Origin of the sequence: Nitrobacter sp. 62-13 (assembly GCF_001896955.1) — a bacterium.
GTDB lineage: Bacteria > Pseudomonadota > Alphaproteobacteria > Rhizobiales > Xanthobacteraceae > Nitrobacter.
Genome location: NZ_MKRN01000065.1, coordinates 1 through 10,312 on the forward strand (window position 1 = coordinate 1; position 10,312 = coordinate 10,312).

A 10,312-nucleotide genomic window follows, 5' to 3' on the forward strand; every position below is an offset into this window, starting at 1 on the left:
CGCTACCCTCAAACCACGCCGCGCGAAGGGGTCAAAATTGGACGCCGATACGGGGTCAAAGTTCAACGCCGATTGACAGGCGGACAATGAGAAGCAGCTTCATCCCCTCCTTTCTTCCAACTGCGCGATGCCGGAATAAAGACTACGATGGGGCCTATGGCCGGCGACGAACGCATCTGCCCCAAATGCCATGGCCCGACGGTGCAAGCTTTCGTAGGCCAGCACCCGCGCCGGCGCAGGTTCGTCTGTCCGAACTGCGATTTGCCTCTCGAGCCCGCCAAAGCGGCGAAGGACGAAACGAACGGCAAGGAGCCGAAGCCGCAGAATAATGAAAAACCAGCGTCTTGACTCTACGTTCACGTTACGTTCTTATTCCTCTGACCTGCTACCGACGAGCCTTCCCCCATGCCGGACCTTTCCTACCTGCGAAGCGAGATCGACCGCATGCGCCGCCAGATGGTGCGCCAGCGCAAAGATATAAAGTCTCTTCAGCGGGCCGGCATATCGACGAAGGCTGCCGAAGAGCTGCTCGGGCGCATGGCGGCGAAAGTGGCCGGCCTGTGCGCCGAGCGCGACCGCCAGGCCAAGGAGCAGCGCGCCAAGTATCCCGGCACGAACAAGGCCATTAACGGACCGATCGAGCGGCGCTTCCGATGAGCGTCTACCGGCGCATCCTCCGAGGCGCCGACCATACGCACAGGCACTGGGTCGCGCTTCAGGAGGAGAAGTGCATCGGCGCGAACTACCAGATGCTGAGAATATTCTGCGACGAGCGCGGGCTTTCGCTCTCGCCGCACGGGCACTCGGTGGTGTCGGACGGCGCGTTCTATCAGGTGTTCATGTTCGCCGAGGAGGAGCCCGCAGAGATCTTCCGCGCGGCGTTCGGCGGCGAGCGAATGCGTCCTGAAGAGAAGGGCAAGGGCGCGCTGGGCGCAGTGGAACAAGGGCTCCTGAGGCGTCTCGCGGAACCAGGCTCGGGCGAGAAACGTTTGTAGCTGCCACCGTGGAGGACAACGTGCAGCAGAGGCAAAACATGACGCGGACAAAATCGATCCAGGAGCGCCTTGCCGAGTTCGCGGAGGAGACGCGCCAAGAGGCCGCAGGCCTGCCCGACGGCAAGGAGCGCGATGAGCTGCTCAAGAAGGTGCAGCGTGCCGAGACGGCGAGTGAGATTGAAACGTGGAGGAATCCGCCCGAACTGCCGCCTAAGTTAAGGGCCCAAATATTTGAGGCACGCCGGAACCGTACGCGCCCAACTTCGTTTCGTAGTCCATCATCGTTTCTCTCCTTGGCAGCTATCGGTGACTGAGAGCCGCGCGCTCCCGCCCAATGCGGAGCGAGCGATGTGCAGGAAGTGCGACAACGTACGTTACAAGATCGCCGCCGCCCGCGAGCTTTTGGCAGAGCTGACAGATCCCGCCAGCATCTCCCTCAGCACGGCCGACATCGAGATCCTCGAAGAGAATCTGATCAGAGTGGTTGCGAAGCACCATCCCGCCGAACGGTAGCTGGGAACGAGACCCGAGGTGCGAAATTAATCTCCAGGCCGCGGTTATCTCCTGCCGTTGGCCGGCACGGCCCCGCGCTCCGTGCCCCGGTGAGCCTTGCGGGACCGCGCCGCGGTCAAAAGACCCGCCGTCGTCGCGGGTTTGAAGCCTTCCTAATAGATACAGACGATGAGCTCGGTTGCATTTGCGGCGAAGGGATGCCATGCGACTGCACGACAGCGACCCGCTTCCCGCCCAACGAGGAACGAGCCATGTGCAGCAAATGCGATGATCTACGTCGAGAGATTGCCCACAACCGCGGGCTTTCGCTCGGACTGACGGACCCGGCCGAAATCAGCCTCAACAAGGACGAGCTTAGAACGCTCGAAAAGAAGCTGGATGAACTAGACACCCAGCACCTGCAGGAGAGGAAGCCCTCTAGTCAGGCCAGATATAGTTAAGGACCGGCGTTGCAGCAGCGAGAATTGAGCACTAGCCCCACTTTTACCTCTGATGCCCTCAGACGCAGCAAGTGAAGCAGCTGTAATGCTCCGGTATGTATCCGTATCCTAGTCGGCTCTCTTTCCGATGCTGTTCAGATGTCAGGGCAAGAGTGGTCAACTTGTTTTCCGTGCCCGCAAAGCTCCGCTATTCACACCCGCCGAACGTTCAGCCCCGTTTCGTCAGGAAGTGCACATAGTCGGCGTCCCAGCCTTCATGCGCTTGAGCAGCGCCTGGCGCCGCTGGTCGGGCAAGCCGGGGCCGCGCTCGAGGAAGTCCTGCACCGCCCTCTTGAACTCCTCCACCTGCGGCTCCTCTCCCGTGACCAGGTCGCCATACTCGTCCATGATCTCCTGCACGCGCGCCTCTACGTCGTTCATCGCCATCCGCCCGGCTGCTCCCATGCGTAACCGAGGGTCCGCGCGACTAGTTCCTCCTGCTCAGGAACTCCGCATACGATGTGTCCATCTCGAGAAGCCTGTCGATGAGCAGTGCTGCCGCTCTCAAGGAAGTCGGCCAGTATCCTCTTGAGTTGCTGCACGGCCGGCTCCTGGCTCACCGGAACATCGCCGAAGCACTCCGCCATTCCTATATTAATCGCCGCTCGTAGGCGCATTCATTTTACGGCGCGGGCATTTCGGATATATCCGCGTACCTGCTCCTTGTAGCCGCCACGGGTGAAGTCGCGAACGCGATTCGCCATTAAGGTCGCAAGGCGCCGATATGCACCCGCCGTACGCTGCCCAAACGCATTTGCGTGGAGCTTCGTTCTGCGCGCTAGCGCTCCAGCAGTAAGCGCCATAACGATATTGGCAGTTCGTGCCGATGCACACGATTAGAAATGGAAAGGGCCGTCGTCCACGCGCGGGTGCTTTGAGATACCGCGCAGGGACAAAAGCGGCCGGACCATTCTGCTCACCACTTCCGCTACTTCAAGCCGCCCGTCGGGCGATCGTCAGCCAGGTGTATCGGCCGGAAGTATCGCGGAAAGGATCAGCATCGAAAGGTGTATAGTGATCCCTTTCGACAGCGGCCATGGCTTCGCTGGCGGTTGCAAACCAAATGACCTTTCCCATTCTACCCAAGAGTTTGGAGCCTCGTACCGCATACCAACCCGATGTCCCCCGCCTGACATAGCAGCGGCAGCGCCCCCACCGCCGGAAAAATCCACCCTGAGCGCTTTCAATCCAGCCGAGCTGTGCTCCTGCAGGCCAAGATTTTTCCGCAGCCAAACATGCTGCGTGGGATGAAGGGAATAGATCAACGAGCCGCCGCTGCATCGACGGCCATGATACGCCCCAAGAGGCGCCGCCTGTCCTGAAGACCCGCCCTATAATCCTTTCTCTTAAGCTCCACACCAGGTCTCCGCCTGGCTCTTGTACCAGTCTTGCGACGTTCACGCCGATCATCGTGTACCTCCTTCTCTTGTCTTTCAGGACCGATCAACCCCAGCCCGCCGTCTCACCTTTGTACCTTGTTGAGGATTGAGCCGAGCCGCGCATGGGCCGCGCCCAGCCTCGCGTGACGGTGTCGCGGAAGCCGCCCGGCATTAGGCGGCGAGACTGGATCGGAATAAAATTGAGCTCGCGCATAATCGCGGCGAGCCGGCGCGCGTTGCTGGTGGTTGGGCGCGCTCCGACAAGGTCGAGCAGTGCAGCGGTGCTCATGGCCTCGCTGTCACGCACGGCATTGGCGATAATCTTCCGCCAGGGGTCAGTAGGTGGAGCATTGAGCTGGTCGGCTGCTTCTCGCATGCGCTCAAGAAAGGACATTGGAATCTCCAACTGAGAGGGTATTCGGGTCCGCAGCAGTCGATCCGTGACGCTTCCGGCGGATAATAGATTCGGCGCGCTCGGCAATGGCGTAGCCGACGTTAGCAGCTAGCTGCATCCGGCCTGCCGCGCACACTATTGCAGGGCGCCGGGAGGTGCGGGAAGTTCGGGAAGTACCCGGCCCTAGGTATTGATCAATATGGGACGATACCTTCATTTTTTGATCCTCATGTTAGGACTGAAAACTTCCCGTACTTCCCCGGTTTCCCGGAGCGATTGCCGCTCCTGCGTTCGGCTGGACCGTGATCAGGTTGGAGTTCGTCGTGTGATCGTGGTTAATTTCCAGAATGAGGCCGCCGTTGTGAGCCCCCCTAAGGCGACGGGCCCAATATCCAAACAGCTTTGCATCGATCCGCTTGCTCCCAAGTACGTCGTTGAGGGCGTCGTGCAGCGCCTGCTCTGCCTGCGTTGGCTGGGGCATCTGAATTGCTCCCGTCGAGCGTTGGCTATCTGCAACCTTTTTGTGAACCGCGATGGCATCCGCAGCCCTGAAAGGCACCGTGCCAAATTGCTGATAAAGCGCTGCCAGCAATGATGCGTCAGTCTGACGCCGCGGATCCTCCGCCTTGTTCCGACGGAACACTTCGCTGATGTCATAGCCGGTAATCCAATAGACGAGGTCGCGGACCTTAGTCGACCAGGCATCGAACGAACCAATGGCTGGTAACCGCTGAGTTGGCATACCCGCCAGACGAAATGCCCGCATAGCGGTGAAGGCGGCCAGCAGCAGAACGGGACGCCTCTGCTGAATGTACGCCACGGGATCGAAGCCGTAGCGAAGGCGTTCGGGGTCTACGGACGCCGGCACGATGTCGATCGGGATCGTTCGGCGCGCCATATCGCCCGTGATAATTGGGTTGTTGCCCGTCAGTGACATGAAGGAGCAGTTTCGGACCTTCACGATGTCACTATGTCCAAGTGGACGAATATCGGCGCGGCCTTCGGTAATCATGCTTTCTAGCAGGTCGCCCTGAACCTGCATTCCATTGGCATTGTCGATCATGAGCGCCGCCGGTGCTTGCAGCAGAATAGCCGTCAGGCGTTTTTCGAACTCCTCACTGCTGCCGCCCCACGTGAGAACAACCGGCCCCGTATCAAAAGCCAGACGCACGAGGCCGCGCACGATCTTGCCCTTACCTGTCGCGGGCATCGAGCTGCGCACGACGAACATCGGCGCCACGGGTAAAAAGGGACGCTCCAGCGCGGTAAAGATGGCAGCGAGCACAAGCGCTTTGCCGGCATTTGGGTTATCGAACTGATATTTGGAAAACGGCAGGCACAATATCTCTGCCATTCTTCTGGCCTCGTCCAGCTTTGGTGCCCGCGGGATGTCGAGATCGGGCAACCTGTCATGGAATAAGCCGGTTCCAGCGTCATAACCTGAGATCGAATGGACGTCCCCATTGTCGTCGATGCGTGGCACACGGACGATGCCGCGCAACGGCCGCGCACCGTATCGACCGCGCATTTGAGCAAGATAGTCGTTGACGAAGGACCGCGGCGGATGGGTGCGCACAAGTCGCCTCTCGTCCTTGCCGCCTTCCCGCTTTTGCCACACCAGCCGTTCGGCTCGTTCCATAATATCTGCCGAAGTGGCGAGCGTTGTGCCGGGTAGATCGCCCTCCCACTGCGCACCGAATGGCAGCTCGTCATCTTTCGGCTTTCGCAGGATCACCAGTGGGCCGGTCGAGTCACCTAACGTGAAGGTGTCGGGATCGGCCCCTACGATGTGGTCAAGGCGCTCGCGGCACCCGGCTTCGTTCCCCGGCTTGTACACCGCGATATTCGGATCGGCCGCGTCTATAATCAGCTTCCATTGATCAAAATTCGCGCCGCATTGGTTGGCGACGTGGATCAATGTGCCAACGGTTACCCCGGACGCCGGTGACACTGTGCGTCGGCAACCTTCAAAAAACTCCCGCAGGCTATCCGGTGCATCTGCATTAACTGCAGTCGACGCCGCCGCTACAAAGATATCTTCCGCATCCATTACTCCGCTGCGGGCGATTGCGAGTGCCAGTCTCAAATAGTCTTGATAGCTACCGCCATTGGCTGCCAGCTCAAAAAGTTTGGAGTTCTTTGCGATGTGGAGGGCCGCATGGCGCACTACGTTGCTTTGCTTATCGGCTGGAAGCCTCTCGAACCAGCCGCCCGATTCGAGGCCATCGGAGAGCCTATCGGTAGCGTCCTTCATCATTTTTTGGACTTGTTCATCGACCTGAAATAGGTCGACCGGCGGAGTAGAAGGCGGTTTTGCTGAAGACAAAGGCGACATCTGAGGCGGAGCTGATGCGCCCAGCGCTGCGATAAGCGCGTTCGGCGAATGCTGCGGCCTTAGACCCCCGCACGGCTCCAAGATGACAAGGCGAGGTTGGCTGGCATTTTTTAAATGCAGCGTGCCTGGTAGCCGCATAACTCGAGGAAGGTCTTTGATCGAGCGGTCTGTTCCCAACTTCTCGATCAGAGCTTGTTGAAGGTCAGAAAAAGCATCACGATGCACATCACCAAAGAAGTAGTAATGAGCGCCTCTTCCGGTTCTTATGACGGCGCTTGCGGCGACGCCGGAAGCCGCGAGCACGCTTTCGCAATGCTCCACCTGTTCCGGTCCATCGGCATCGACGAAGAGCGCTCTGGCTCGGACGATGTTCTTTTCCTTGCGGCCTTTGAAATCGGTCTCGTTGGGTGTGACGAACACTCCATACTGGTGCCGTTGGTTATTCAATGCTTCAACCTTCGGCCAGACCTCATCCAGGCTACCATGGAAGATTTCCGGTCGGCCGCCACCAGTATCGCTAATGAATTGGAAGGTGAATTTGGTCGCATGCGCATCGAGCGCGGTGAGAAACTCCCACGCCATCGCCTTTTCGTGGGTAGCGTTATTAGCCGGGATTGTGTCAGTAGCGCCTGTTGCTGTGGCAGCAACGAGCAAGGATGAGCGGTCCTCCTGGCCAGTGTCGATTGAATGGCTGGCGATATCGATCATCGTTCGCCCCTGCTGCTGGGCGGCGTCAAAAGATCGGCAAAACCGTAGCGGACCAGACGGCCAAATTTCAGAAATGGAGGCCACTGGCCCTTGGAACGCCTGACGGACAGGGCAGCTTCGGTCAGCCGCGTGACTAGAGCCGTTTCTGACGGAGTAAGCAGGGCATTTGCCGGAAGTTTGTAGATTTCCTCCAGCGAGCGCGGCGCTAATCTCGGCCGCTCTTTTTTCGCGCTGGACCGTCGGTGAGAGTTGGTGTCTATCATCGTGGATTACCTCCACGATGCACGTAGCAGCATCAGGAAATGGACGTTGTTACGTTAATTATTTGAGTGGAATTACGGCAAGGGGTCGTTGCGGTGAATATTACCTAATGTTTTGCGTGCCTCGCTGGTCCGGGCTGGACGGGTAAGGGAGCCCACGTCGCCATCGCACGCAAGATGAAAGGCGGTCTGCGCGATTGCTTCAAGCTCGGTGACTGGTCCAGCGTGTCCAGGCCACTGCTGCCAGTTTCCTTGAATTCCATGCTTGTCTAGAAGGTCTGCAACATTCACTGACAACAACATTGCCGTGCCGTTCGGCGGTCGTCCTGCACCCTTGGCCCGCAACACATGTTGCCGGCCCGCGTAGGCGTAAGACACCTCTTCGACGATTTCATTGACGACCTCTTTCGCGACCGGCAAGCCGTGCCGGCTGAGAGCCTGCTCGATCAAGTATCGCAAATTCTGCTCTATTTCTACCGGAAGAGACGCGCAGTCGGCTGGCGGGCGAACATCATCCAAATCCTCCAATCTTTCGTCGAGGCGGGGTGTGGTGCCAGATTTCCAACTGTATTTACGCATTGTTGGAACCACGGGCGGTTAGAGAGGCCACCGCATCGTTCAATGCTTGGCGTGCGTCTTCTCCCGCCAGTCGCACATAAGTCCTTGCCGACGCGATGCTGCGGTGTCCCAGCCCGGTCGCGATGATGTGCGGACTTGCGCCAGCGCGCGCAAGCGCCGTCCCGACTGAGCGCCGCAGGTCGTGGATGCGAAGGTCCTGGATGCCCGCTCGGCGGAGTACCCGCATCCACGCTTTTGTCAAGCCAATGAGATGACGGGAGCCGACCGGACTCGGAAAAACCCATGGCTCGCCAGCGGAGTGATCTAGCCGCTGTTGAAGCAGCTTGACGGCTGGTGTCGTGAGCGGAATGGGGGTTGCGGTTTTGTTTTTTGCGACTTGCGCCGGTATGGTCCAATTCGCAGCCCCGAGGTCGATATCCTCCCAACGCATGCCAAGGACGCTTCCCCGACGAGCTCCAGTAAACAGCAGCATCAGAAAGACACTCGCCCAAGGCTCTCCCTCGGTCTCGATTGAGCTAATGAGGTTTTCGAGTTCATCGGATTTCAGAATGCGGGACCGCGATGTTTCCTGGAACCGCATCAGACCCTTAGCCGGATTGACGGCCAGCCGGTCTGATCGAACAGCAAAGTTTAGAAGAGCCGATAAAAATGCGGCAACGCGATTGGCGGCAATCGGGCGGTCGGCTCCAATCCGATCGATCAGGCCCTGGCAATCGGTGCGGGAAATCTCCGCCAGAGCCTTCTTGCCAAGAGCTGGGCTCACTTCGGTCTCCCAGCGCTGCTTGTCTCGGCGCCAAGTCCGATTGCGCTGTTTCAAATGAGAGAGATATGAGGGCCACAGATCGGAAAGTTTGGTCTTCCGGGCACGCGCGGCCTTCCGCAATGCGACAGGGTCGTTACCTTTGGCGATTTCACCGGCAATTGTTCGTGCGGCCTGACGCGCATCGTCAAGTCTAAGACCGGGGTAACGACCCAGCGTAATCCGCTGAGTGTGCCCGTTGATTTTCTTGACGACTACAAACGAGCGGCCGCCCGTCGATCCAACACGGACGGCGAGCGAGGGCGTGACGGTGTCGTAAACGTAGGCCACGCTTACCCGTGGCTTTACAAGGTTCGCTATGCGCTGCTCCGTCAGCTTCACGCGGGTGGTCGGAGTGCGCTCGGATGTTGATGGCAACTTAGTTAATGACAACGCGGTACTCATATGAGCAACTCGACTTTGCAACCCCATTGCAACCGGGAAAGCCAATGAATGAAAACTCTAGCAAATGAGTTGGAAGAAAAACGTTGTTCTTTCAAGTGTAGCGATGTCACGACAACGAGAGACAACGAAGGCAGTGAGACTGAAAATCGCAGTGTCGGTGGTTCGATCCCGCCCCTGGGCACCATGGACTTGAAGAAGCATTTCCCTTCAAGAAGTTAAGCCCTTACAGTGAGTTGCGCTCACCCGACTGTGTAACAACGGTGGGCAACAATGCTGTTTCGGATGGTGCGCCCGATGCGACGGGATGGTTCGCGAAATCGATACTTCGTGCGTCGGATTCCTGCCGATGTCCGGGCGAAAGCAATCGGCCACAAGCTGACCATTCCGCTGGGCGATGGTGAGACCCGAGCAGTCACCATCACACCACAAGCACAGTCCGTGCGCTTCTCTCTCGGCACCGATGATCCGATGAAGGTGAAGGCGAGGAGCGCCGCTGTTGATGCTCACCTTGAGCAGGTCTGGCGGGCTCTCCGCGAAGACACACCCGTCAAGCTCTCCCCGGAGCAAGCCGAAGCCTTGGCGGGTCAATTATACCGGGCATGGACATCCAGCGAGAGGCGTGAGCGAACCATTGCCGTGGAGCAGGGTGCTGATGGCGAGATGCACATCGTTGAGCATGATCCGCTGGACGATGAAGACATCTTCACGGCATCCCTTGCGCGTCACGTTCGGCCGGGCCTCTATGGGAAGAAGGTGATGGACCTGGATCAACTTCCGCCTGCCGATGAACGACCCGAGGCAAGCGACCTTGAGACGTCGCTAGGTCCGCTCGTGAACCGTCTGTTGCTGGCTAAGGGCATCGGCCGCGTCGTACCGCAATCTCGCGGGCTGCTTCTCGTGGCCTTCTGGCGTGCTCTGCGGGACGCCTTGGAGCTTCGCCTCAGGAATGCACAAGGGGACTACTCGCCAGACGGGAAGGCCGAACGCTTCCCTGCAAGGGTATCTCCACTTGCCCCGCCTGTCTCAGCTATCAAAGGAGGATCATTAACCGCATTGGTCGAAGGATGGTGGGTCGAAGCTAAGGCTCGCAACCTCAAGCCGAGCACGCATGACAGCTATAGCAATACTATAAAGGCCCTAGTGGCGTTTGTTGGTCACGACGATGCAGGACGTTTAAGGGTCGAGGATGTGCGTGGCTTCAAGGATCACCGTCTCGCGTTAATCAACCCACGCACCGGCCGCACCATCTCGGCAAAGACCGTGAAGGACAATGACCTTGCGGGCCTCAAGACGATCTTTGGCTGGGCAGTGGCGAACGGCAAGATGCGCACCAATCCAGCCGAAGGGGTCACGTTGAAGACACCAAAGGTGCGAAGGCTGCGGGTGAGCTGCTGCCGGTTTGATGGACACCGAGATTGGGTGTTTCATGAGGCCGGAGGTTGCCATGCAGAGACGGAAATTCAGCC

Annotated in this window: 9 protein-coding genes and 1 pseudogene; 5 read left to right on the forward strand and 5 right to left on the reverse strand. The window is 58.8% G+C overall.

Annotated elements, in window-relative coordinates:
• Nucleotides 1-405 precede the first annotated feature (405 nt).
• From BGN91_RS06435 to BGN91_RS06450, 4 genes are read left to right on the forward strand one after another with little or no spacing between them, the layout of a single operon-like run.
• A complete protein-coding gene (locus BGN91_RS06435) occupies nt 406-657 on the forward strand; it encodes a hypothetical protein (protein ID WP_292611567.1) in 252 nt (83 codons plus the stop codon).
• On the forward strand, nt 654-995 hold the full coding sequence (locus tag BGN91_RS06440) for a hypothetical protein (RefSeq protein ID WP_292611569.1): 342 nt from the start codon (nt 654-656) through the stop codon (nt 993-995). Before BGN91_RS06435 ends, BGN91_RS06440 begins: the two co-directional genes overlap by 4 nt.
• 8 nt (nt 996-1,003) lie before the next feature.
• On the forward strand, nt 1,004-1,309 hold the full coding sequence (locus tag BGN91_RS06445) for a hypothetical protein (protein WP_292611570.1): 306 nt from the start codon (nt 1,004-1,006) through the stop codon (nt 1,307-1,309).
• A gap of 34 nt (nt 1,310-1,343) precedes the next feature.
• Complete coding sequence (locus tag BGN91_RS06450) at nt 1,344-1,508, forward strand: hypothetical protein (RefSeq protein WP_292611571.1); 165 nt, start codon at nt 1,344-1,346, stop codon at nt 1,506-1,508.
• A gap of 662 nt (nt 1,509-2,170) precedes the next feature.
• Here BGN91_RS06450 and BGN91_RS06455 read toward each other — a convergent pair.
• The 5 genes from BGN91_RS06455 to BGN91_RS06475 form a co-directional block, all read right to left on the reverse strand.
• Nucleotides 2,171-2,368, reverse strand: a complete 198-nt coding sequence (locus BGN91_RS06455; protein ID WP_292611572.1) for a hypothetical protein — start codon at nt 2,366-2,368, stop codon at nt 2,171-2,173.
• A 1,062-nt stretch (nt 2,369-3,430) separates the two neighbouring features.
• A complete protein-coding gene (locus BGN91_RS06460; RefSeq protein ID WP_292611574.1) occupies nt 3,431-3,760 on the reverse strand; it encodes a hypothetical protein in 330 nt (109 codons plus the stop codon).
• A gap of 232 nt (nt 3,761-3,992) precedes the next feature.
• Nucleotides 3,993-6,803: a DNA-primase RepB domain-containing protein gene (locus BGN91_RS06465; RefSeq protein WP_292611576.1), complete on the reverse strand. Its 2,811-nt coding sequence runs from the start codon at nt 6,801-6,803 to the stop codon at nt 3,993-3,995.
• Nucleotides 6,804-7,138: 335 nt separating this feature from the next.
• Complete coding sequence (locus tag BGN91_RS06470) at nt 7,139-7,642, reverse strand: hypothetical protein (protein ID WP_292611578.1); 504 nt, start codon at nt 7,640-7,642, stop codon at nt 7,139-7,141.
• Nucleotides 7,635-8,846, reverse strand: a complete 1,212-nt coding sequence (locus BGN91_RS06475; RefSeq protein ID WP_292611580.1) for a site-specific integrase — start codon at nt 8,844-8,846, stop codon at nt 7,635-7,637. Before BGN91_RS06475 ends, BGN91_RS06470 begins: the two co-directional genes overlap by 8 nt.
• A gap of 270 nt (nt 8,847-9,116) precedes the next feature.
• On the opposite strand from BGN91_RS06475, the pseudogene BGN91_RS06480 reads away from it, so the two are divergent.
• Nucleotides 9,117-10,312, forward strand: a pseudogene (locus tag BGN91_RS06480) (hypothetical protein); the annotation flags it as partial.